Below are 21419 nucleotides of genomic sequence, written 5' to 3' on the forward strand. Positions count from 1 at the left end.
ATGCCGGAGGGATCGCCCAGCGGGCCTCGGCCACCGCCACCCGAGCGGGACGACGCCGCGCTCACCGATCCGCCGGCCCGACCGCTGGGCCGCGGCTCGTCCCGGCCCGGTGACACCCGCCGGGACGACGCCCGCGAGTCCCGTCCCACACCTGCTCAACGCCTCGTGCGGACCGCGCCCACCGCCGCCTTCCGCCGGTCCAACCGGTGACATCCTTCCCCGGCCCGCTTCCGTCACGGCGCCGACCTAACGCCGCGTGCCGCCGGCGCCGGAGGACTTCCATCCCTGCCGGTGGAGCTTTTCGAAACCGTCCAGGAGCAGGTCCAGCGCGAACTCGAACTCGAACTGGTCGTCACAGCCCTGCCCCACCACCGACCCCCGGTCGTGTGCCACCGCCCCGGCCAGCTCGGCGACATGGGGATACCGCTGCGCGGCCGCGGCGAGCGCCTCGGTCGACGGGTCGACCGACGGGTCGGGTTCCGCCGGCGGGGGGTCGAACAGCTCCTGGGTGAAGCCCAGTACCCGGCTTCCCAGGGCGTGCATCACGTGGTGGGTGAGGTCGAGGGAGAGTCCGCCGGCGCGGAACGCGCCGATCACCGAATCCAGATGGGCCAGCACGGCGGGCGTCGGTCGGGACCGGGACCGGAGTACCTGCGACGCCCAGGCGTGCACGCGGAGCGTGTCGCGCGCTCCGAGAATCCGGCTGCGGACCGTGTCCTTCCAGTCGGCCCCCTGCGGCTGCCGGTCGATGCCCCCGACGACGACGTCCAGCATGCCGTCCAGCAACTCTTCCTTGTTGGCGACGTGTTTGTAGAGCGCCATCGGCACGACGCCCAGTTCCTGGGCGAGCTTGCGCATGCTCAGACCTTCGATCCCGGTGGCGTCGGCCAGCGCGACGGCCGTGCGCAGCACCCGGTCGCGGTTCAGGGGGGACCGGCGTGCGGCCCCGGTCGGTTCGGCCATCCCGGTGGGCTCCCCTCGCAGTCGGCGCCGGAGACCCGGCTTGACGAGTGTACGCCGTACACCTACTCTGCACGCCAGGTGTACGCCGTACACCTCCAAGGAGGTCCACATGAGCTCAACCAGGAGAACGGCCGTCGTCGCGGGCGTCTTGTTCCTCGTCACCGAGGTCGCGGCGATCGGCGGGCTCACGCTCTACGGCCCCGTACTCCACGGCGCGGCGTACGTCACAGGCTCCGGCGCGGACACCCGGGTGTTCCTCGGCGCGCTGTCCGAGTTCGTACTCGCCCTCGCGGTGACGGGTACGGGCGTCGTCCTGTACCCGATCGTGAAGAGGCACGGCGAGGGAGCCGCCCTGGGTTATGTCTGCGGGCGCCTGCTGGAGGCGGCAGTCATCGTGCTCGGCATCATCAGCGTGCTGTCGGTCGTGACGCTGCGGAGGGACTCGGCGGGCACCGGCGCCGAGCCCGCCTCGCTCGCCATGGCCGGAGACACCCTGATCGCGGTCCACGATTGGACGTTCCTCTTCGGCCCCAACTTCGTCCTGGGGGCGAACACGCCGGTGTTGGCGTCCCTGATGTACGGCTCCCGGCTCGTGCCGCGTTTCATCGCCGTGTTGGGGCTGGTCGGCGGGACCATGATCTGCGCTTCGGCGGTCGCCGTGCTGTTCGGCCTCTACCCTCAGGTGTCGGCGGCGGGCTCGCTCGCGGCGCTGCCGGTGTTCGCTTGGGAAGTGACCCTGGCCGTCCGACTCATCACCAAGGGCTTCGATCCGGCGCCGGGGGGCGGGCCCGTCGGCTGACGTGCCCACCCCCGTCGCCCGACGTTCGCCGATCGCCGATCGGCAATCGGCAATCGGTCAGACGCGGTCGGCAGCGATCAGGACGTACTGGAAAGAGCCGTCCTTGTACGAGTTGATGAACGCCTCCTCAATGCCGGTGACCAGGGAAGACGTGGCCCGCAGCTCCCAGTAGGGCAGGGTTTGCGGGGTCAGGTCGATGACCGCCTGCGGTACGAGCCGGTTGTCGGCCATGGCCCGCAGGTATTCCCGGCGGGAGTGGATGTTGCACTCGAAGTGCGCGTTGATCTGGGACACCCACTTCGAGGGCTGCCCGTACCGCGGGTTCCAGCAGCCGGTGATGGTCACGTAGCGACCGCCGACCGCGAGGACGCGGGAGTGCTCGGCGAACAGGTCGTGCAGGTCGACGTACATGCTCGACTCGTTGTTCCAGGAGGCCGCGGCCTGCCCCGTCTCGAAGGGCGTTCCCAGCATGTTGCAGACCCGGGCGCGGACGTGGTCGTCGATGCCGAGTTCCTGGGCGCGCTGGTTGGCGAAGTCGGCCTGCTTCGCGGACAGGGTGACGCCCTCGACCTTGCACCCGAACCGCTGGTGGGCCATGACCATCGAGCCGCCGCGGCCGCATCCGGCGTCCACGAGCGTGTCGTCGCGCCCGATCGGGCCGAGGTGGTCGAGGAGCAGCTCGGCCTGCGCCGATTCGAGACGGTGGAGCTCGGCGATCAGCCTCTTCTCGTACGCGCGGTCCTGAGGGTCGCCGAGGGCCTCGTGGTCGACGTCGCCGATTCCGTAGTGGTGGTGGTAAAGGCCGTCGACGTCACCGAGACGCAGGTTCACGGGCCTGGCCTCGACGTCCCAGTACCGGGCGATGTCCCCTTGGTAGGGCGTCGCCGGACCGGGGATGAACACGGAGGTGCTGGAGGCCGTGGAGAGATCGGTGCTGGTCACAGAGGAGTCCCATTCCTTACCAGAAGTCGGGCAGGCTGTATCGATAGGTGTTGGTCTGGTGCCAGTAGTGGTTGCCGTCGACCCAGACGGCCACTCCCCGCAGGAAGCGCAGCACGCTCGGGGCGGGGAAGGCGGCGGCGACGGCGGCGGCTTCGGATTCGAAGTCGCGCATCAGGTCGTTGTGCACCTCGACCGCCCTCAGATAGCCCTCGCGGTCGGAGAGGCCCTCGCGTTCGGCGATCACCACGGGCAGGTTGAGGTGCTTGCCGGGGCCGGCGAGTTCCTTGGTGTACGAGTACAGGTCGTTGACGATCGTGGTGGCGTTGCCCGCGAGCGCGATGACCCGCTGCATGGCGGGCTGCGCGTGCAGGTCTGCCGGCAGCTCGTAGCCACCGACGGTGTCCGTGATGGTCGGGCAGGGGCGGAAGTTGTTGAACTGCCGCATCGCCAGGTATTCCCACACCTCGGGGACGTGGTCGGTCTGGGCCCAGGCGGCTTCGGCGAGGTAGCCGAGGTGGAGTCGGGCCATGTCGTGCCGGAACCGGTCGGCCTGGGAGGGCGTGGACTGCCGGACGAAGTACTCCATGGCGGAGCGGTAGGCGCGTCGCGGGGCGTCCGCGTGCAGCGACTGCGCCCACGGCGGCTGGTAGTCCTTCGTCGTGTGGAGGGGGTCGAGGGCGGTGTGCGCCAGCAGCAGGCGTCCGCCGAGACCGATGGGCGATCCTCCGTGGTCCTCGCAGTAGCAGTCGTCGACCGCGTTCTCCGCGACCATCAGCCGTGTGGCGATCATCAGGTGGTCGACGGTCGGGGCGTCCGGATGGCAGGCGACCATGTAGCGCCCGACGGAGAAGCCGTCGAACTGGTCCTCCCAGTCCTCGGGGTAGAGCTCCACCTCGTCCAGGGCCCAGTCCTTGATCCTTCGGCTGACCTCTTCCACCCGCGCCGGGTCGGGCTCCGGCACCGGGTGGTAGTAGAGGCCGGGGATCGGGTGGCCCGCCACCCTCGGCTCGGATTCCGCGACAGCCTGCGGCTCCGCGCGCCGGCCCGGGTACAGGCCGGCCGTGCCCAGACCGTTGGGTCCGCGCAACATCCGTTCCACGACGGGGCCGTTCGGCACGGACGCCTCCACCGGCACGTCCACGGGTGCGGCCCCCCTTGAGGGGACGACGGTCGGGACGGCGGTCGGGAGGACGGCGGCGTGGAGGAAGGACAACGGGGGCCCGGACGGCAACGCGGGCTTGGCGGCCGCCGCGCTCTCCGGGGCGTTGGCGAGGACGTTGGTGAGGAGATCGACCCCGAAGCGGGCGGCGGCTGCGGGCAGGCTCGATCGCACAGGGGAAGGCCCGGGATCGGGCATCCATGGCTCCTTGGTGTGGGGGTGGGCTTTCCCGGGCCGATCCCGGGCATGCTCGGTCCGCCCTGGACGGTCCGGGGGCTGTCGTGACGGTCGGCGCCGTCGCGCGAATCCGCTACTCGCTCTTGCGGGCGATCTGTACGTTCTCCAGCACACCGAGCGCGTCGGGAACGAGGATCGCCGCCGAGTAGTAGGTGGTGACCAGGTACGAGATGATCGACCGCTCGTCGATGCCCATGAAGCGCACCGACAGACCCGGTTCGTACTCCTCCGCCAGACCGGTCTGGCGCAGACCGACTACGCCCTGGTTGTCCTCGCCGGTGCGCATGGCGAGGATCGAGCTGGTGTTCTCCTTGGTGATGGGGATCTTGTTGCAGGGCAGGATGGGGACCCCGCGCCAGGCCGGGACCTGCTGTCCGCCCACGTCGACGTGGTCCGGATAGAGCCCGCGTGCGTTGAACTCGCGCCCGATCGCCGCGATCGTCCGGGGGTGGGCGAGGAAGAGTTTGGTGCCCCGGCGACGGCAGAGCAGCTCGTCGAGGTCGTCCGGCGTGGGTGGGCCCGAGTGCGTCTGGATGCGCTGCTTGAAAGCGGCGTTGTGGAGCAGACCGAACTCCCGGTTGTTGACCAGCTCGTGCTCCTGGCGCTCACGCAGCGCCTCGATGGTGAGCCTGAGTTGCTCCTCGGTCTGGTTCATCGGTTCGTTGTAGAGGTCGGCCACCCTGGTGTGGACCCGCAGCACCGTCTGCGCGATGGAGAGTTCGTACTCCCGGGGCTTGAGCTCGTAGTCGACGAAGGTACCGGGCAGCTCCGCCTCGCCGGTGTGGCCGGCCGACAGCGCGATCTCGGCCTCGCCGTGCCGGTTCTGCCGCTGACGGGGCAGCGAGTTGAACTCACGTACGTGGTCCTGGAGGTGTGGTGCCCCGGCCAGCACGGTGGCGAAGTCTTCGCGGGACAGGGTGAGCAGGGTGCCGCCGGTCTCGGCGGTGGCCGTGTAGTCCCACCTGGCGTCACCGTCCAGCAGGGCGTTCTCCCCGAACCGGTCTCCGTCCGCGAGTACGGCGACACGCACCTCGTCGCCGTACTTGCCGATGGAGGTCTGCTTGATCCGGCCGTGGGCGATCAGGTGGATCTGCTCGGCGGGGTTGCCGCGCTCGACCAGTACCTCGCCGGCACGGAAATCGCGCTGGACGCACCGGCCGGCGATCGTCGTCAGCACCTCCACGTCGTCGAATCCGCGCAGCAGGGCCAGTTCGCCGAGTTCGCGCGGGATGACCTGGACACGGGCACCGTCCTGGACGAACTCGATGCGACCGTCCCCGACGGTGTAACTGAGCCTGCGGTTCACCCGGTAGGCGCCGCCCTTGGTCTCCACCCAGGGGAGCATCCGCAGCAGCCACCGGGAGGTGATCTCCTGCATCTGCGGGGCGGACTTGGTGGTGGTGGCGAGGTTGCGGGCGGCCGCCGTGCCCAGACTGGACTGCCGAGGGGGCTCCAACTGGGATTCCGGGCTGGTGTCAACGGTCATCGGTCGAGCTCTCCTTCGCAAGGGCGGTGATCGGCGGACCCGCGCGTCACCGTTGAAAGAGGAAATAAGAGGGCGAACGTTCGGCAACCCGTCCAGATCCTTGGGAACCGTAACGGTCGGTACGCCCGACCGGCCCTGAGAAGCCGTGGGTTTACCTCAAAGCGGTGATCTTGCGTGGCGGGGTGTTTGCCCGGGCTTTCGACGGTATTCGGCCCGTGACCGAGAGTGCGTCCGGTGCGCCGGCGGAAGCACGGCCGCGCCGTGGGCCAGGCTTGAACACGTCGTGGGCGACGGCCGGCTTCGGCGGGAAATACCGGCGGCCGTGGAGAGCGGGAGGCAGACGGCGTGGGGCGAGGCCCACAACCGGGCACGTCATCGTGGTGATGTGGGTGGCCGGCTCGGCGAAGACGTCGGTGGGCCGGTTGCTCGCGGACGCGCTCGGCGTCCCCACCCGCGGGGCGACGCGTTCCATCCGGCGGCCGACCTCGCCGAGATGTCCGGGAGCACCCCGCTGGACGTCGCCGACGGGTGGCCGTGGCTGGATGCCGTCGGCGCGTGGATCGGCGACGGGGCGGTGGGCACGGGCTGCGTTGGCGTCTCAGCGTCCGCCCTCGAGTGCGCTGGAACCGCTCCCGAACGATCTGACCGCCGACCGCTAGCGCTCCTCTCGGGAGAGGGCCGGCTGGGAGGTGCGCCGGGGCCGGCGCCGGACGTCGAGTTGGGCGGCGGCGAGGGTGAGGCCGCCGGCCGCGACGGCGCAGCGGTCGGCGAGGGCGGTGACCTCGGCCCTGAGGGGGTCGGTGTGCGGGCCGCGGCGTTCGAGGTCCGCGGCGACGGAGCGCAGGCGCTCGGCGTGTGAGCGCAGCGCGGCGGAGTGGGCGCGGAGCCCTTCGACGGGGCCGGGCGGGTGCGGGCGCGGGCCCCTCGGGGTGGTGGGCAGGTGGTTCACGTGGGGTCTCCGGGGTGGATGGGGACGGACGGTCGCCCTCACGGGGTGGCGAGGCGGTGGAGGTGGCTGCCGGTGACCCGGCCTCGGTAGTCGGCGAGCGAAGCCTCGCCCGGCGCCCGGTCGGGGGGCAGGGCGAAGACGGCGGTGCGGGGGTCGGCGGGCCGGACCGCGGAGGACGGCGAGCCGACGGTGACGACGTGGGTGACCGTGTAGAGGGTGGTGAAGTCCCGGTCCGCGGCGAGTTCCACGACTGTTCGGGCGCCCCAGCCCCGGCCCAGCAGGGCGAGATCGGTGCCCGAGGGCACCGTCGACCGGACCACCCGGGCCACTTCACGCCGGTGGTGGTCGCTCCCGGTGCGCGGGTGGGACGGGCCGGCGAGCTGGACGACGTGGCGCGGGACTCCGTCCGGACCGATCACCCGCTGGACGAGGAGGGCGCCGGTCGCGGCTCCGATCAGGGCGAGGTTGCGGGTGTATCCGACCGCGGTGCCGGAGGTGTCCGGCACCTCGAACCCATCGAATCCGTCGAGTCCGTCGAGTCCGTCGGGCGCGTCGCGTGGGACGTCGTCCGGGGCGGCGCCGGCGGCGGGGCGCGGGCCGCGACCGACGAAGGCCCGGAAGGCCGCGCCGAGAGCGAGCAGTGGTGGGGTGGGCCTGCCCCGGCCGGTGGCGATCCGCCAGCCCGCGTGGTCGTTGAAGGGGTTGTCGTCGGTCAGCGCGTCCCAGGCCAGGACGTCGGCGAAGGACGGGGTGAGCAGGCCGAAGGCGCGCTCGGCCCCCCGGTCGCGCAGGATCGCGCGGAACAGCCGGGCGGCCTCGCCCTGCCGGTCGTCCTCGGCCGCCCGGAACACGGCGGCGGCGTCCGGGTCCGCCATCAGCTCGGGGTGGGTCGCGCGCGCGGCCCGGATTCTGCTCTTGAGGCCACAGACCGCGAGGCTGACGGCGAGGCTCTCACGGCGGGTCAGGATTCCGGCGAGCCACCCCGCCCGGGCCGCGCCTCGGCCGCGCGCGCCCCAGCCCAGCCCCGCCGGGTCGGTGAGGGTATGGAGCAGGGTCCGCCATGCGCGGCGGGGGCCACCGCCCCGGCGGAGGGCGGTGGCCGGCAGGCTGGTGCCGAGCGCGAGGGCGGAGGCGTACCGGGCGGCCTCGTCCACGGCGTCGGCGGCCTCGGCCAGCTCCCGGCACAGGGCGCGCAGCAGTTCGGCGTCCTCGGTGGGGGACGCGTGGCTCGGGGCGTCGGACATGGGCACCTCGGTGGTTCGGACGCGGCGGCGGGCTCCTGCGTGGGGGTTCGAGGACGGCGTCGCGTGGGGGCGTTCACCGGCGGGGCGACTCGAAGAGGTTCGACGGCGGGATGGGCCGCTGGTTCGACGGCGGCTCGTCCTCGGGGGTCGACGGCGGGCTCATCGGGGGGCGAGCCGCAGCCGGATTCCCCGCGGGTCGAGTGTCGCGGGCAGCGGTCCCATCGGTTCCAGCGCGGGCCGTCCGTCCCGTACCCGGTGTCCGCGCAGCACCGCCGCGCAGAAGGCGGCCACGACGAGCAGGCCCAGTTGGTCGCCGGGGCAGCGTCCGGCGCCGTGGCTGAACGGGGCCATCCGGACGTCCTGGCGGGCCCCGTGGGAGGACCACCGGCCGGGTACGAAGACGTGGGCGGCCGGCATGTGTTCGGGGTCGCGCTGATGGAACAGGACGGGCAGCAGGACGGCGGTTCCGGCGGGGTGGCGCACGCCGCGCCACTCGGTCTCGGCGCGCGTGACGCGGATCAGGTCGGCCACGACCGGGTAGAGCCGAAGCGATTCCCGGACGCAGCACCGCAGTCGGGGAAGCTCGCCCGAGGCGGCGTCGGCGGCCCGGGCCTCGGCGGCGGCCACGTCCTGCTCCGCGGGGTGGGCGGCGAGGAGCAGCAGCGTGCGAAGCAGGGTCGCGGGGACGGTGTCCATGGCCTGGAGCCAGTGGCGGGCCTGGCCGGTGGGGTCGGCGTGCCGGCGGGCCCGCCCGACCAGGGTGTACGGCTCGGCGTGGCCGGCGTACCCCGCGATGCGGGCGGCGGTCTTGTCGGAGAGTTCGCGGACGGCGCGGGGGCGGCCCGCGCCCCGCAGGCCGATCCAGGTCCCTTCGCCGCGCAACCGGCGGAGCCAGCCGCTCAGTTCCTCGTCTCCCGCGGCCGCGTCACCGAGCACCATCCGGCGGCCGGCCCGGGCGACGGCGCGCCGGGCGCCGGCGAGCCGGAGGGTGCCGCCGGCGGTGAGCCGCCGGGTCTCTTCGGCGATGACGGTGAGGAACGGCCCGTAGGAGGGGTGGACGGCGGTGCCGGACGCGAGGACGAGGTCGTCGATCCCGCGCCGGTCCTCGGGGACCGGACCGGACGGCGTCCCACCGCTCGGCGCCGCACAGGTGCGCGGCGGGTCCGGGGCGGGGGCGGCGCCGGATTGCGCGTAGAACTGGTGCAGGTCCTGCGGGTCGAGGATGACCAGCAGGGTTCCGGACAGGCCGCGGACGAGGACGGGCGCTCCGCCGTGCCTGGCGCGCATGGCCCGCAGGGTGGCGGCGGACCAGTCGGGTCGGACGAGTGCGGGCCAAGGCCGCGTCGTGTGGGGGCGGCCGCCCACGAACCCGCGCAGGAGCTCCGGCAGCGCGTGGGTGGCGGCGAAGCGGACCGTCTCGGCCCGTCCCGCCCTGGCGGGCTGCCCGGCTCCGGCCCCGGCCGCCGCCGAACGGCCGGCCGTCGTGGTCGACTGGGTCATTGCCGGGACCACCTTGCCTGGTCGGGCGGGCTCCCGGGGGTCGGGGGGCCGCAGCCATGGGTCAACGGTCGGTGACATCGGGATCACCGTACGTCGGAGGTGGTGGGTGCGCGCCCCGGGTGCGCTACGTGAGTGGACCGGCCGCCGGGGGCCGCGGGGTGGCGAAGGCCGTCTCACGGAAGGCGGTGGGCGGCGGTCCGCCCGGGGCGGCGGGGACGAGTACCGCCCAACGCGGCCGGCGGGGCGAGACCCATACGGCCGGACCGTCACCGTGCGACCAGACGCCGGAGGGGGCGGGGCGCCACAGCAGGCCGCGCGCCGGGATGAGTTCGCCGGTGCGGATGCGCAGCGACTCGGCGGTCCAGGCGCGGGGGATGGGGTGGTCGGCGGTGGAGAGCAGGTGCCGCAGGAACCGGGCGAGGTCGGCGCCGGTGGTGTGCAGGCCGGCGCCCATGAGGCGGGTACGGGTCATGCCGAGAGGCCGCCAGATCCGGGCGGGGGCGTACTCGGCGAGCGGTCCGCCGCAGAGGTGCTCCGCGAGCCGGGCCAGGAGGGGCACACCGCCGGGGCGGGTGAGGAGGTGGTGGGCGGTACTGCCGTCCGGTGCCTCACTCCCGGGGGCGGTGGGCAGGTCGCGGGGGACGAGGGGCCCGTGGGCGCCGGGTGCCCCGTGTACGCCGAGGGGCTCGTGGGCGCCGAGGGGTCCGTAGGCGCTGAGGGGCCTGTGCAGCGCCAGCTCGCCCCGGGCGACCAGGTCGCCGACGACGGGCCAGACAGCCAGCACGGCGGCGAGGCCGCTGACGTCGAGGCCCGCGTCCTGGTCACCGCCGGCGGCTTGGACGCCGTCGGCGTTTCCCACGGCCCACACGGCGCCGGGACCGGCGGCCCGGGCCAGCACCCGCTCCCAGGCCTGTGGCTCGTCGCCCCACCCGGCTGGGTCCACCTGCTCGCTCCGCAGCGTCATGGTCCGCCACGCTAAGGGCCGCCGGTCCACCGCCGGGCGCGCCGCCCGGCGCGGTCGTGCCTCTCCACCCGGATGCCGGTAAGACAATCCGTGTGCGGGTCGGTGCCGGGTCTGGCAGGGTGCCCGGATGATCGTTTTTCCTCCCCGTCTCACCGCTTCGGCCGTCCGACTGCGCGACGCTGCCCACGCGCGCGGGCTGGAGACCGTACAGCTGGACTCCTTCCTGCCGCCCGCGGGTCTGCGCGCGGCGCACGTGCACGCGGGCCCGGGGTTCGCGGACGCGGTGGCGCCCCGCCTGGGCATCGGCTTGTTGGAGGCTCCCGAGGATTGGCTGGCCCGGCTGCCCGCCCGGTTCACCGGCCGGGAGATCCGGCTGATGTCCTTGCGCGAGGCGTACGGGCTGCGTGGGCCCGCCTTCGTGAAGTCGCCGAACGACAAGGGGATACCGGCGCTGGTGTACACCGACGGCTCCCGGCTGCCGGGGCCGGACGCCGTAGATCCGCAGACGCGGGTGTTGGTCAGCGACGTCGTCCGGTTCACCTCCGAACATCGGATGTACCTGCTGGACGGCGCCGTACACACGGCGAGCCGCTACGCGCGGGACGGCCGTCTGAGCCTCGGTCCGGCGTCGGCCGAGGCCCTGGCCTTTACGGCGGGGCTCCCCCGGGCGACGCTCCCGTCCGCGATCGTGGTCGACGTCGGTCTCGCGGACGGCCGATGGTCGGTGATCGAGGCGAACGCCGCGTGGGCCGCCGGGATGTACGCCTGCGACCCGCAGCGTGCCCTGGACGTGGTCCTGCGGGCCTCCGCACCGGTCGAGTCCGTGGCCGACCGGGACCGGGAGTTCCTGCGGGGAGGTGCGGCCGTCGCCTAGGTCGCCGGGCCGGGTGTGCTTCGGTCGCCGGGCCGGGTGGCCTTTCCGGGGCGCCCGCGTCAGCCTGGGGGCATGACCGCACCCGCTGAGCCGCCGCCCGAACAGTCTCCCGGCGTGCCGGGGGAACAGTCACCGGCACGGCCGGTTCCGCCGGCGGTCGGGTCCGGCGTCCCGGACGTGCCGATCGCTTCGGCCCGGGGGCGTTGGATCCTGCTCACCACGGTCCTCGGGTCGAGCATGGCGTTGCTGGACTCGACGGTGGTGAACGTCGCGCTCCCGCGGATCGGCCGGGACCTCGGCGCCGATCTCGCGGTGCTCCAATGGACCGTCAACGCCTATCTGCTGACCCTTGCCGCCCTGATCCTGGTCGGCGGGGCGCTCGGGGACCGCTTCGGGCGGCGACGGATCTTCGTACTGGGCGTGGTCTGGTTCGCCGTCGGCTCCCTGCTGTGCGGCATCGCGCCGAACGAGGGCGTGCTGATCGCCGCCCGCGCCCTCCAGGGCATCGGCGGGGCGCTGCTGACGCCCGGTTCGCTGGCCCTGATCCAGGGTTCGATCAGGTCCGAAGACCGGGCCCGGGCGATCGGCCTGTGGTCCGGGCTGGGCGGGGTGGGCGCCGCCGTGGGGCCGTTCCTCGGCGGGTGGCTGGTCGACGGGCCCGGCTGGCGGTGGGTGTTCCTGCTGAACGTGCCGGTGGCCGCGCTGTGCGTGCCGGTGGCGCTGAGACACGTACCGGAATCGCGTGATCCGCAGGCGCACGGGCGGTTCGACGTGGCGGGCGCCGTGATCGGGGCGGCCTCACTGGGCCTGCTCACCTACGCGCTGATCGAGGCACGGAACGGCACGGCGCAGGCCGTGGCGACGGCGGTCGGCGGGCTGCTGCTGGGTGCCCTGTTCGTCTGCGTCGAGCGGCGGCGACAGTACCCGATGGTGCCGCCGTCGATCTTCGCCTCCCGGCAGTTCACCGCCGTCAATCTCGTCACCCTGTGCGTGTACGCGGCCTTCGGCGGCTTCTTCTTCCTGGTGGTGCTCCAGCTCCAGGTGGTCGTCGGGTATTCGGCCCTGGCCTCCGGGGCCGCGTTGCTGCCGACCACCGCGCTGATGCTGCTGCTGTCAGCGCGCATGGGCGCGCTCGGGGAGCGGATCGGGCCGCGCATCCCCCTGACGGTCGGGCCGCTGCTGTGCGCGGGCGGGATGCTGCTGATGCTGCGGGTCGGGCCGGGCGCCTCGTACCCGACGGACGTGCTGCCGGCGCTCGTCGTGATGGGGATGGGGATGGTGACCTTGGTGGCCCCGCTGACGGCGACGGTACTGGCCTCGGTGGATCCCGGCCGGGCGGGTCTGGCCAGCGGCATCAACAACGCCGCCGCGCGGGCCGCCGGGTTGCTCGCGGTGGCCGCGTTGCCGCTGCTGGCGGGGATGGGTCCCGACTCCTACCTCTCCGCGCCGGCTTTCGACGCGGCCTTCGGACGGGCCATGCTCTGGTGCGCGGGCATCCTCGTGGTGGGGTCGGTCCTGGCGTGGGCGACCGTACGCAAGCCCGCGCCGGCGTCCTGCCACCCGCTGTGCCGTACCTGCTGCGGGGTGACCTCGCCCCCGCTCGAACCGCCGCGCGCGGCGGAGCGGTGAGGTCTACCCGCCGCGATGTGCTGGAGCGCCACGGCCGACCTGACGGCGGGCACCGTCATCACCGCCGTCGGAGCCGTGTGCGTGCTCCGCGTCCGGCGGACCCGTGACCTGCCCCTCGCCGCGCTGCCGCTGCTGCTCGGCGCGCACCAGCCGGTGGAGGCGGCGGTCTGGGCTTCCGGCGGGGGTGGGGGCGCGGCGGCCACCGCGTGGGCGGTGATCGCGCTGCCGGCGCTCCCGGTGTGGGTGTCGCCGGCGGTGCTGCTCGCGGCCGGGCCGGGGGCTCCACGGCGGCTGTGGGGGCCGGCGACCGTCGGTCTCGCCACGGCGGGGGTCCTGGCGTACTGCCTGGCCGCCGGGACGGTTTCGGCGCGGATCAGGGGTCACACCGTCGGCTACGGCGTCGACGTGCCGTACCCGGCGCCGGTCGTCGCCGGGTATCTGTTCGCCACGCTGGGGGCCCTGTTGCTCACCGATGACCGCAGGTTGCGGCGGTTGGGGGCGGTTCTGGGCGTCGGCGCGCTGGTCTGCGCGGGGCTGTGGCGGCTGGAGTTCGCCTCCACCCGGTGCGCGTTCGCGGCGGTCGCCTCGGTGCTGGTGCTCGACTGGGTGCGCCGCCGGCGCTGAGCCATCGGCCGCCGGCGCCGAGCCGTCACCGGCCGCCGGCGCCGAGCCGTCACCGGTCGCCGGCGCGTCACCGGTCGCCGGCGCCGGGGCGTCACTGGTTGTGGGCGCCCAGGACGAAGAGCAGGTAGACGAAGCCGGCGAAGAGGTGGCCCACGAAGAGGTAGGCCACCAGCCGGATGACCAGTCCGCGCGGGAACTTCGACTCGATCCGCTTGAGCACGCTCAGGGACTGGTCGGGCGGGGTGTGGGACACGGTGCGGCTCCTCGGTCAGCGGCGGTCGGTGGGCGCCCCGCCGAGGCACAGCCCGGCGAGACTGCTCTGCAACAGGGTGTGGACGAACAGGAGGTCGGCCCCGGCGGCGGTGGCCGCACCGATCCGGTGCGGGGTCAGCGAGTCGAAGTGTGCGCTGTCGCCCGGCTCCAACAGGTACTCGCTCTCCCCCAGGTGCAGCCGGAGCGTGCCGGTGAGCACGTACAGCCACTCCTCGCCGGGATGGACGCGGACCAGCTCGCCCTGGTCCCGGCCGGGCGGGACGTGGACGCGCAGCGCCTGCATTCCGCGGCCCGAGCCGCCGGCCTGCCAGTACGTCCAACCGTCCGCCTCTCGGGCCCCCGGCCCACCCGCCCGTACGATGGGATCGGCCACGGCCGGGGTCTCGCCGAGCAACTCGGAGACGGTCGTGCCGTAGGTGCGGGCGAGGCCGAGCAGAAGCGGCAGGGAGGGTTGGCGCCGGCCGGTCTCCAGCCGGGACAGGTGGGCCGGTGAGAGCCGGGCCCGGGCGGCGGCGGCTTCCAGGGTGAGTCCGGCGCGGCGGCGCAGCTCGCGCAGCTGCGGGGCCACGGCGGGCAGCTCTTCCCCCGCGGCCGCGTCGTCGGCGCCGGGGGCGGGACCGGTTGTCATGCCTCGATTGAGCCAGACCTTTACCCCTGTGACAATTCTCCTTGCCTCTGAGGCAAAAGCACCTCAGTCCGTCCGGTCGCGGAGCACCGTCTCCACCGTGTCGGCCTCCTGCGCGTTCTTGTCCGGGCGGTGCCGCAACACCCGCGCGAAGCGCAGCGCGACACCGGCCGGATAGCGCGAGGAGCGCTGGAGGCCGTCGTAGGCGATCTCCACCACCAGCTCCGGCCGCACCCACACCGTGTAACCGTCTTCCCGTACCGCGAGTTCCCGAAGCCGCTCGGTCTGCCAGCGCAGCATCTCGTCGGTCAGCCCCTTGAAGGTCTTGCCGAGCATGGCGAAGCCGCCGTCGGCGGCCCGCGCCCCGAGGTGCAGGTTGGACAGCGTGCCGGTGCGCCGCCCGTGGCCCCATTCGGCGGCGAGCACGACCAGGTCGAGGGTGTGCACCGGTTTCACCTTGAGCCACTGTTTGCCGCGCCGGCCGGCGGCGTAGGACGAGTCGAGGGCCTTGACCATCACGCCCTCGTGGCCCCGGCGCAGCGCTTCGGCCGCGAACGCCTCGGCGTCGGCCGCCTGGGCGGCCGGTTCCTCGACCACCAGTCGGCGCACCCGGGAGCTCTCGGGCACCAGCTCCGCGAGCACCGCGTACCGTTCGCGGACGGGCAGGTCGAGCAGGACGTCGTCGCCGGCGGCGAGGACGTCGAAGAAGTAGGCGCTGACGGGGAGGGTCTGGCGGGCGGCGGCCACGTCGAGCCGGGAGCCGACCCGGCTCGCGATCTCCTGGAAGGGGACCGGGCGGCCGTCGGCGCCCTCGCCGATGACCTCGCCGTCGAGGATGAAGCGGTCTCCTGGCAGCTCCCGGGCCAACGCGGCGACTTCGGGCAGCCGGCTGGTGATCTCGTCGAGGGAGCGGGTGTAGATCCGTACGTCGTCGCCGTCGCGGTGGACCTGGACGCGGATGCCGTCCAGTTTCTCCTCCACGGCGCAGGGCCCGAGCGCGGCGACCGCTTCGCCCACCGAGGGGCCGGTGCCCGCGAGCATCGGCTGGACCGGCTGCCCGACGCGCAGGGTGATCGCCCGCAGCGCGTCGGCGCCCTCGGCCAGGACGGCGGCGCCGACGCGGGGCAGTGAGCCGTCCAGCATCACGGCCCGGCGCAGGGCGGCGGCGGGCACCCCGGCGGCGGAGGCCACGCCTTCCAGCGCGACGGCGTCCAGGGCGCCCTGGCGTACCTCTCCGGACAGCAGGCTGCGCAGGAAGCGTTGTTCGGGCTCGGTGGCGGCCCCGAGCAGGCCGTCCAGGAGGCGGCGCCGCTCGGCCTGCGATCCCGTGCCGGAGACGGCGGCGAGGCGGGTCACGGCTTGGTCGACGGCGTCGACGGTGAGGGTGGGCCGGTCGGCGGGCGCGGTCTCCCGGCCGAGGGCGCTCCAGCCGATGCCGGGGCGGCCCTGTGGGAGCCGACCGGCGAGGTACGCGATGACCAGCGCGGCCTCCTCGGGCCGCGCTGCGGCGAACAACTCCGCGAGGAGGGCGGTCTTGCGGGAGCGGGCGGAGGTCTCGGCGACCTCCCGGGACACGCGAGCGACGTCGGCCAGCAGCATGCGGACCATAGTGCCGCCGCCCGACGTCCGGCGCAGGTCGGGACTCGGGACGGCGGCGCGCGGAGTGCCAAAACGGGGGCAGGCGCCGGGGCAGCGCCGGGGCGGCGGGCGGGCGGAGACCGCGGGCGGGGGCACCGCAGGGCTGGCGGATACCGCGAGTGCGGTACCCGGGGCCGCCGGTGTAGTCCTCGAGGAGGTCCCGGGCTCCGCCTGAGGACGCTCGGGCGCGCGCGGGCGGACCCGTAGGGTTCCCGTATGAAGCTCCGACTCCCCCGGCGCCGCCGGGACCGCCTCCTCGCCGGCGCCGCCGCGCTGGCCGTCCTGGCGGGAACCGGCACGGTGACGGCCGTGGCCTCCGCCGACGGGCCGACGGTGCACCGCCTGGACAACGTGGTGCGGATGCCCGACGCCGGGATCGACATCTCGTACTTCACCGCCGGCGGGGGCGAGGAGGGAACGGGCAAGCGTCCCGCCGTCCTGCTCGGTCACGGCTTCGGCGGCAGCAAGGACGACGTCCGCGCACAGGCGGAGCGGCTGGCCCGCGACGGGTACGCCGTCCTGACCTGGTCGGCCCGTGGTTTCGGCCGTTCGGGGGGCCGCATCGGCCTGAACGACCCCGACTACGAGGTGAAGGACGTCTCCCGGCTCATCGACTGGCTCGCCCGGCGGCCGGAGGTGCGGCTCGACGCGCCCGGCGACCCGCGCGTCGGGGTCGCCGGCGCCTCGTACGGCGGCGCGGCGGCGCTCCTGGCCGCCGGGTACGACCACCGCGTCGACGCCATCGCCCCGCAGATCACGTACTGGAACCTCGCCGATTCCCTCTTCCCGAACGGCGTGTTCAAGAAGCTGTGGGCCGGTGTCTTCTTCACCACCGGCTCGGCGCAGGGCGTGACGCCGAACGCGCCGCCCGCCGGCCCGGCCGCCGCCCCTCCCACCGGCTGCGGGCGGTTCCAGCCGGATCTGTGCGCGATGTACGAGCGGATCGCGGTGTCCGGGAAGCCCGACGCCGAGGCCCGCGCGCTGCTGGAGCGCCGCAGCCCGTCCGCCGTGGGCGACCGGATCAAGGTGCCGGCGCTGATCGTGCAGGGCCAGGACGACTCCCTCTTCCCGCTGGACCAGGCCGACGCCATGGCCAGGGCCATCGCCGCCAACGGGGCGCCGGTGGCGGTGGACTGGGCCGCCGGCGGCCACGACGGAGGCATGCGCGAGGCGGACCGTGTGGAGAACCGGGTGACGGCCTGGTTCGACCGGTACCTCAAAGGCGACGAGGGCGCGTCCACCGGTCCCGCGTTCCGGGTCTCGCGCTCGGGCGGCCTGGACTCCACGGACGGCGCCGTGCGGCTGCGGGGCGCGAGCGGCGACCGCTATCCCGGCCTGACCTCCGGCGCGCGCGGGTTCGCCCTCGCCGGCCGGGAGCAGAGCTTCGCGAACCCGGCCGGCGGGAGCCCGCCGTCGCTGTCCTCCCTGCCCGGCATCGGTGGACAGCTCGCCGCCTTCGGAGGCGGCCTGTCGCTGGACTTCGCCGGGCAGAACGCCCGGTTCGAGTCGGAGCCGCTCGGCGAGGGCACCCGGATCACCGGCACCCCGACCGTCAGGCTGAGGGTGCGGTCGACGGCCGCGGACGGTTCGGCCGTGCTGTTCGGCAAGGTGTACGACGTCGCGGCCGACGGCCGGCAGGCGGTGCTGCCGAGCCAGTTGGTGGCTCCGGTGCGGGTGACCGACGCGGGGCAGGGCCGGAGCGTGGAGCTGCGCCTTCCCGCCGTCGACCACGCCGTCGAGGCGGGTCACCGGCTGCGGCTCGTGGTCGCCGCCACGGATCTGGGCTACGCGTCCCCCGCCGAGCCGGCCACGTACACCGTGGCGGTGGAGGGACCGCTGGCGGTGCCCGTCGCCGACGGCGTCCGGGCCTCCTCCAGCGGGTTGCCCGCCTGGACCTGGGGGTTGCCGCTCGCGGCGGTGGCGCTGGCCGCGGGGCTGTTGCTGATCCGCAGGACCGGCGGGGGCCGCGGCGGCACCCGGCCGGGCGCACCGCGGCCGGGCGCACCGCGGCCGGACCCCGCACTGGCCGACGTACCACTGGAGATCACCGGGCTGACGAAGCGCTACGCGAAGGCTCGCGACCGGTACGCGGTGCGGGACCTGTCGTTTCGCGTGGAGCAGGGGCAGGTGCTCGGGCTGCTCGGACCCAACGGCGCCGGGAAGACCACCACCTTGCGGATGCTGATGGGGCTGATCAGCCCGGACGCCGGGGAGATCCGGGTGTTCGGGCACCCGGTGCGGGCCGGGTCGCCGGTCCTGTCCCGGGTGGGGGCCTTCGTCGAGGGCGCGGGCTTCCTGCCGCACCTGACGGGCCGCGCCAACCTGGAGCTGTACTGGCGGGCCACCGGCCGGCCGGCCGAGGACGCGCGGATGACGGAGGCCCTGGAGATCGCCGGACTCGGCGACGCCCTGGAGCGCGCGGTACGTACGTACTCGCAGGGCATGCGGCAGCGGCTGGCGATCGCCCAGGCCATGCTGGGGATGCCGGACCTGCTGATCCTGGACGAGCCGACGAACGGTCTGGACCCGCCCCAGATCCGGGAGATGCGGGACGTGATGATCCGGTACGCGGCCGGCGGGCGGACCGTCATCGTCTCCAGCCACCTGCTGTCGGAGGTCGAGCAGTCGTGCACGCACCTGGTCGTCATGGACCGCGGGCGGCTCGTGCGGGCGGGCGAGGTCGAGGAGATCACGGGCGGCGGGGACACCCTGCTGGTGACCCTGGCCGGGCCGGTGGACGAGACCGTGGTCGAGAAGGTGGCGGCGCTGGAGGGAGTGGGTTCCGTGGTGGGCGCCGACGCGGGGCTGCTCGTACGGCTCGACGGTGCGAGCGCCGCCGGGCTGATCGCCGAACTCGTCCGACTGGAGGTGCCGGTGTGTGCCGTGGGGCCGCACCGGCGGCTGGAGGACGCGTTCTTGACCCTGATCGGAGGTGCGGCGTGACGACTGCCGTGGACACGGCCCCGGGCTATCGGCCCGGGCGGACGCTCCCGCTGCGCGTGGAGGCCCTGCGGCAGTGGCGCAGGCGGCGGACGCTGGTGATGGGCGGGGTGCTGGCCGCGCTGCCCTTCGTCATGATCATCGCGTTCGCGGTGGGAGGAGGCCGAAGCGGCGGCCGGGGCGGCGCCGACGGACGGGTCACGCTCATCGACACCGCCACCGCCTCGGGCGCGAACTTCGCCGCGACCTGCCTGTTCGTATCGGCGGGATTCCTGCTGGTGGTGCCGGTGGCCCTGTTCTGCGGGGACACGGTGGCGTCGGAGGCGAGTTGGTCCTCGCTGCGCTACCTGCTGGCCTCGCCGGTGCCGAGGGCGCGGCTGCTGTGGAGCAAGCTCGTGGTCGCGCTGGGGTTCAGCCTGGCTGCGATGGTGTTGCTGCCGGTGGTGGCACTGGTGGCGGGCACGGCCGCGTACGGGTGGGGGCCGCTGAGACTTCCCACGGGCGGGGCGCTGGCCGCCGGGGACGCGGTGCCGAGGCTGGCGCTGGTCGTCGCGTTCGTCTTCGTGTCGCAGTTGGTGACGGCGGGGTTGGCGTTCTGGCTGTCGACGCGGACCGACGCTCCGCTCGGCGCGGTGGGCGGAGCCGTCGGGCTGACGATCGTCGGGAACGTGCTGGACGCGGTCACGGCGCTCGGCTCGTGGCGTGAGTTCCTGCCCGCGCACTGGCAGTTCGCGTGGGCGGACGCGCTCCAGCCGCAGCTGGAGTGGGACGCAATGATCAAGGGGGCGGCGGTGTCGGTGTCGTACGCGGTGGTGCTGTTCGCCCTCGCGTTCCGCGGGTTCGCCCGCAAGGACATCGTGTCCTGAGGGCGCTGATCGCCCGAGGGCGACCGGGCGCACGCGGAAGCCGTCGAGGCTCACCGGGGCTTCGACGGCTTCCGCGCGGCGCGACCCCGCCGGGCGGGGGCGGCCGGGCGGGGCGACGCGGCTCAGGCGACGGCGTCGATCTCGGCGAGCAGCTCCGTTTCCAGGGGGTTGTCGGCGACCGCCGCGTTGGCGCGGACCTGCTCGGGGGATGTGGCACCGGCGATGACGGAGGCACAGCCGGGCTGGGCGGACAGCCAGCCGATGGCGAGTTCCAGGACCGTGCGGCCGTACTTCTCGGCGATCGCGGCGAGGGCCTCGACGGTGTCGAGCCGCTCCTCGGTGAGGTAGGCGTCGCGCCCTTCGAGGCGGGAGCCGGACGGGACCGGCGCCCCGCGGCGGATCTTTCCGGTGAGCAGGCCGTTGGCGAGCGGGAAGTAGGGCAGGACGCCGACGCCGTAGTGCAGCGCGGCCGGGACGAGGTCCGCTTCCGCCGCGCGCTGGAGCAGTGACCATTCGTTCTGCGCCGATACGAAGGGGGTCGCGCCGCTCTCGCGGGCGACGTGGGCGGCTTCGGCGAGCTGCCAGCCGCTGAGGTTGGAGTGGCCGATGTAGCGGACCTTGCCCTCGGTGACGAGTTCGCCGAGGGCGGCGAGGGTCTCGGCGATCGGGACGGTCGGGTCGGGGCTGTGCAGCTGGTAGAGGTCGATGTGGTCGGTCTCCAGGCGGCGCAGGGACTCCTCGACGGCGCGCCGGATGTAGGCGCGGCCGCCCCGTGACCCGGCGGCGGCCCCGTACCCCATGTCGACGCCGTGGAAGCCGAATTTCGTCGCGAGGACGACCTGGTCGCGGCGGCCCTTGAGGGCCTGCCCGAGGTGGCGTTCGGAGCCTCCGGCCCCGCCGTAGATGTCGGCGGTGTCGAGCAGGGTGACCCCCGCGTCCAGTGCGGCGTCCACGACGGCTCGGGTGGCCGCCCCGTCCAGGCGCCCGCCGAAGTTGTTGCAACCGAGGCCCACGGCGGAGACCTGGAGCCCTGAGTTGCCCAGGGGGAGATAACGCATAGGGGTTCTTCCTCCACACTCGTCCGGCACGTGATGGATCAAGCCGGCAGTGTACGCAATGATCTTGGGCCGGGGGCTCCGAAGGTCCGGGGGGTGCGTCTGGGGTCGCGGCAGCGCGGTGCGGCAACCTGGTGCACGTGTCGAACTCCTTCCGCGGGGACGCGGGCCGCGTCCTGAACCTGAGCAACAGCGCCACGGCCGTCTTCGTCGACGTGCTGGTCCTGGCCGTGTCCACCCTGGCCCGGGAGCCCTGGCACTTCCGCTTCGCCTCCCTGCTGACCCTCCAGGACCAGAGCGTCATGGGCCGGGGCGCGGTCGGCTTCGACCTCGCGGACCTGGACTGGGGTGACACGGCCGAGGAACGCGCCGCCGCGAGGGAGTTCGTGCTCGATGTCGTCGATCTCGCGCTCGGGCGCCACCGGTGGGAGGAGCTCTCGTACGAGCCCGCGCGCGCGGAAGGGTACCTGCGGGAGTTCCGTGCCCTGGTGGAGGAGTTCGCCCCCGAAGGCGCCGGCTCCCCGAAGCGGACGCCGATGCCCGGCGCGCACGAGGCGGCGTGTGCCTCGTGCGCGCGCCACCGGGTGCTGGACGCACTGCCCTGGTGGCAGGGGTGCGTCTTCTGTACGGCGGGGTGTTGAACCGACAGGAC

Annotated in this window: 19 protein-coding genes and 1 pseudogene; 8 read left to right on the forward strand and 12 right to left on the reverse strand. The window is 73.9% G+C overall.

The window, feature by feature from the left end; translation table 11 throughout:
• Positions 1-246 precede the first annotated feature (246 nt).
• Positions 247-963 carry a TetR/AcrR family transcriptional regulator gene (locus ACV7NM_RS04345; protein WP_463408994.1) on the reverse strand — a complete coding sequence of 239 codons (717 nt, stop codon included), beginning with the start codon at positions 961-963 and terminating at the stop codon, positions 247-249.
• Positions 964-1072: 109 nt separating this feature from the next.
• On the opposite strand from ACV7NM_RS04345, the gene ACV7NM_RS04350 reads away from it, so the two are divergent.
• Positions 1073-1762 (forward strand): DUF4386 domain-containing protein, encoded by a 690-nt coding sequence (locus ACV7NM_RS04350; protein ID WP_463408995.1) that lies wholly within the window; start codon positions 1073-1075, stop codon positions 1760-1762.
• A gap of 57 nt (positions 1763-1819) precedes the next feature.
• Here the strand turns inward: ACV7NM_RS04350 and ACV7NM_RS04355 are convergent, their stop codons facing one another.
• From ACV7NM_RS04355 to ACV7NM_RS04365, 3 genes are all read right to left on the reverse strand, one after another.
• Entirely contained in the window at positions 1820-2704 is an 885-nt protein-coding gene (locus tag ACV7NM_RS04355; protein WP_463408996.1) for a geranyl diphosphate 2-C-methyltransferase, read from the reverse strand.
• A 16-nt stretch (positions 2705-2720) separates the two neighbouring features.
• Positions 2721-4061: a family 2 encapsulin nanocompartment cargo protein terpene cyclase gene (locus ACV7NM_RS04360; RefSeq protein WP_463408997.1), complete on the reverse strand. Its 1341-nt coding sequence runs from the start codon at positions 4059-4061 to the stop codon at positions 2721-2723.
• Positions 4062-4173: 112 nt separating this feature from the next.
• The gene (locus ACV7NM_RS04365) at positions 4174-5586 is read right to left on the reverse strand and encodes a family 2B encapsulin nanocompartment shell protein (RefSeq protein ID WP_463408998.1); all 1413 of its coding nucleotides are present in this window, start codon (positions 5584-5586) and stop codon (positions 4174-4176) included.
• A 383-nt stretch (positions 5587-5969) separates the two neighbouring features.
• Here ACV7NM_RS04365 and ACV7NM_RS04370 point away from each other — a divergent pair.
• Positions 5970-6208: pseudogene (locus tag ACV7NM_RS04370) on the forward strand (gluconokinase); the annotation flags it as partial.
• Positions 6209-6241: 33 nt separating this feature from the next.
• Here the strand turns inward: ACV7NM_RS04370 and ACV7NM_RS04375 are convergent.
• The 4 genes from ACV7NM_RS04375 to ACV7NM_RS04390 form a co-directional block, all read right to left on the reverse strand.
• A complete protein-coding gene (locus tag ACV7NM_RS04375; protein ID WP_463414154.1) occupies positions 6242-6535 on the reverse strand; it encodes a hypothetical protein in 294 nt (97 codons plus the stop codon).
• A 38-nt stretch (positions 6536-6573) separates the two neighbouring features.
• Positions 6574-7779 (reverse strand): hypothetical protein, encoded by a 1206-nt coding sequence (locus tag ACV7NM_RS04380; RefSeq protein ID WP_463408999.1) that lies wholly within the window; start codon positions 7777-7779, stop codon positions 6574-6576.
• Positions 7780-7938: 159 nt separating this feature from the next.
• The gene (locus ACV7NM_RS04385; RefSeq protein ID WP_463409000.1) at positions 7939-9279 is read right to left on the reverse strand and encodes a cytochrome P450; all 1341 of its coding nucleotides are present in this window, start codon (positions 9277-9279) and stop codon (positions 7939-7941) included.
• A gap of 124 nt (positions 9280-9403) precedes the next feature.
• Positions 9404-10243, reverse strand: a complete 840-nt coding sequence (locus tag ACV7NM_RS04390; RefSeq protein WP_463409001.1) for a serine hydrolase domain-containing protein — start codon at positions 10241-10243, stop codon at positions 9404-9406.
• A 127-nt stretch (positions 10244-10370) separates the two neighbouring features.
• On the opposite strand from ACV7NM_RS04390, the gene ACV7NM_RS04395 reads away from it, so the two are divergent.
• The 3 genes from ACV7NM_RS04395 (at position 10371) to ACV7NM_RS04405 (ending at position 13370) form a co-directional block, all read left to right on the forward strand.
• Positions 10371-11117 carry an ATP-grasp domain-containing protein gene (locus ACV7NM_RS04395; RefSeq protein ID WP_463409002.1) on the forward strand — a complete coding sequence of 249 codons (747 nt, stop codon included), beginning with the start codon at positions 10371-10373 and terminating at the stop codon, positions 11115-11117.
• 72 nt (positions 11118-11189) lie between these two features.
• Positions 11190-12746, forward strand: a complete 1557-nt coding sequence (locus ACV7NM_RS04400; RefSeq protein WP_463409003.1) for an MFS transporter — start codon at positions 11190-11192, stop codon at positions 12744-12746.
• A gap of 15 nt (positions 12747-12761) precedes the next feature.
• A complete protein-coding gene (locus ACV7NM_RS04405) occupies positions 12762-13370 on the forward strand; it encodes a DUF6629 family protein (protein ID WP_463409004.1) in 609 nt (202 codons plus the stop codon).
• A 91-nt stretch (positions 13371-13461) separates the two neighbouring features.
• On the opposite strand, the gene ACV7NM_RS04410 is transcribed toward ACV7NM_RS04405, so the two are convergent.
• The 3 genes from ACV7NM_RS04410 to ACV7NM_RS04420 form a co-directional block, all read right to left on the reverse strand.
• A complete protein-coding gene (locus ACV7NM_RS04410; protein WP_463409005.1) occupies positions 13462-13623 on the reverse strand; it encodes a DUF6126 family protein in 162 nt (53 codons plus the stop codon).
• Between the two features lie 15 nt (positions 13624-13638).
• Positions 13639-14271, reverse strand: coding sequence for a helix-turn-helix domain-containing protein (locus tag ACV7NM_RS04415; protein WP_463409006.1), 633 nt, complete (start codon positions 14269-14271; stop codon positions 13639-13641).
• Positions 14272-14334: 63 nt separating this feature from the next.
• Positions 14335-15867: an ATP-dependent DNA ligase gene (locus tag ACV7NM_RS04420; RefSeq protein WP_463409007.1), complete on the reverse strand. Its 1533-nt coding sequence runs from the start codon at positions 15865-15867 to the stop codon at positions 14335-14337.
• Between the two features lie 255 nt (positions 15868-16122).
• On the opposite strand from ACV7NM_RS04420, the gene ACV7NM_RS04425 reads away from it, so the two are divergent.
• Positions 16123-18849, forward strand: a complete 2727-nt coding sequence (locus ACV7NM_RS04425; protein ID WP_463409008.1) for an alpha/beta fold hydrolase — start codon at positions 16123-16125, stop codon at positions 18847-18849.
• A complete protein-coding gene (locus ACV7NM_RS04430; protein ID WP_463409009.1) occupies positions 18846-19712 on the forward strand; it encodes an ABC transporter permease in 867 nt (288 codons plus the stop codon). Before ACV7NM_RS04425 ends, ACV7NM_RS04430 begins: the two co-directional genes overlap by 4 nt.
• Positions 19713-19834: 122 nt before the next feature.
• On the opposite strand, the gene ACV7NM_RS04435 is transcribed toward ACV7NM_RS04430, so the two are convergent.
• Positions 19835-20770, reverse strand: a complete 936-nt coding sequence (locus ACV7NM_RS04435) for an aldo/keto reductase (protein WP_463409010.1) — start codon at positions 20768-20770, stop codon at positions 19835-19837.
• Positions 20771-20907: 137 nt separating this feature from the next.
• Between ACV7NM_RS04435 and ACV7NM_RS04440 the strand changes: the two genes are divergently transcribed.
• Positions 20908-21408: a hypothetical protein gene (locus tag ACV7NM_RS04440; protein WP_463409011.1), complete on the forward strand. Its 501-nt coding sequence runs from the start codon at positions 20908-20910 to the stop codon at positions 21406-21408.
• The last annotated feature ends 11 nt before the right edge of the window (positions 21409-21419 follow it).

Source organism: Streptomyces sp. Tek67B01 (genome assembly GCF_055231995.1).

Coding starts and splice junctions, on each gene's coding strand:
- ACV7NM_RS04345 (WP_463408994.1), bottom strand. CDS start 963: ATGGCCGAACCGACCGGGGCCGCACGCCGGTCCCCCCTGAACCGCGAC.
- ACV7NM_RS04350 (WP_463408995.1), top strand. CDS start 1,073: ATGAGCTCAACCAGGAGAACGGCCGTCGTCGCGGGCGTCTTGTTCCTC.
- ACV7NM_RS04360 (WP_463408997.1), bottom strand. CDS start 4,061: ATGCCCGATCCCGGGCCTTCCCCTGTGCGATCGAGCCTGCCCGCAGCC.
- ACV7NM_RS04365 (WP_463408998.1), bottom strand. CDS start 5,586: ATGACCGTTGACACCAGCCCGGAATCCCAGTTGGAGCCCCCTCGGCAG.
- ACV7NM_RS04380 (WP_463408999.1), bottom strand. CDS start 7,779: ATGTCCGACGCCCCGAGCCACGCGTCCCCCACCGAGGACGCCGAACTG.
- ACV7NM_RS04385 (WP_463409000.1), bottom strand. CDS start 9,279: ATGACCCAGTCGACCACGACGGCCGGCCGTTCGGCGGCGGCCGGGGCC.
- ACV7NM_RS04390 (WP_463409001.1), bottom strand. CDS start 10,243: ATGACGCTGCGGAGCGAGCAGGTGGACCCAGCCGGGTGGGGCGACGAG.
- ACV7NM_RS04395 (WP_463409002.1), top strand. CDS start 10,371: ATGATCGTTTTTCCTCCCCGTCTCACCGCTTCGGCCGTCCGACTGCGC.
- ACV7NM_RS04400 (WP_463409003.1), top strand. CDS start 11,190: ATGACCGCACCCGCTGAGCCGCCGCCCGAACAGTCTCCCGGCGTGCCG.
- ACV7NM_RS04405 (WP_463409004.1), top strand. CDS start 12,762: ATGTGCTGGAGCGCCACGGCCGACCTGACGGCGGGCACCGTCATCACC.
- ACV7NM_RS04415 (WP_463409006.1), bottom strand. CDS start 14,271: ATGACAACCGGTCCCGCCCCCGGCGCCGACGACGCGGCCGCGGGGGAA.
- ACV7NM_RS04420 (WP_463409007.1), bottom strand. CDS start 15,867: ATGCTGCTGGCCGACGTCGCTCGCGTGTCCCGGGAGGTCGCCGAGACC.
- ACV7NM_RS04425 (WP_463409008.1), top strand. CDS start 16,123: ATGAAGCTCCGACTCCCCCGGCGCCGCCGGGACCGCCTCCTCGCCGGC.
- ACV7NM_RS04435 (WP_463409010.1), bottom strand. CDS start 20,770: ATGCGTTATCTCCCCCTGGGCAACTCAGGGCTCCAGGTCTCCGCCGTG.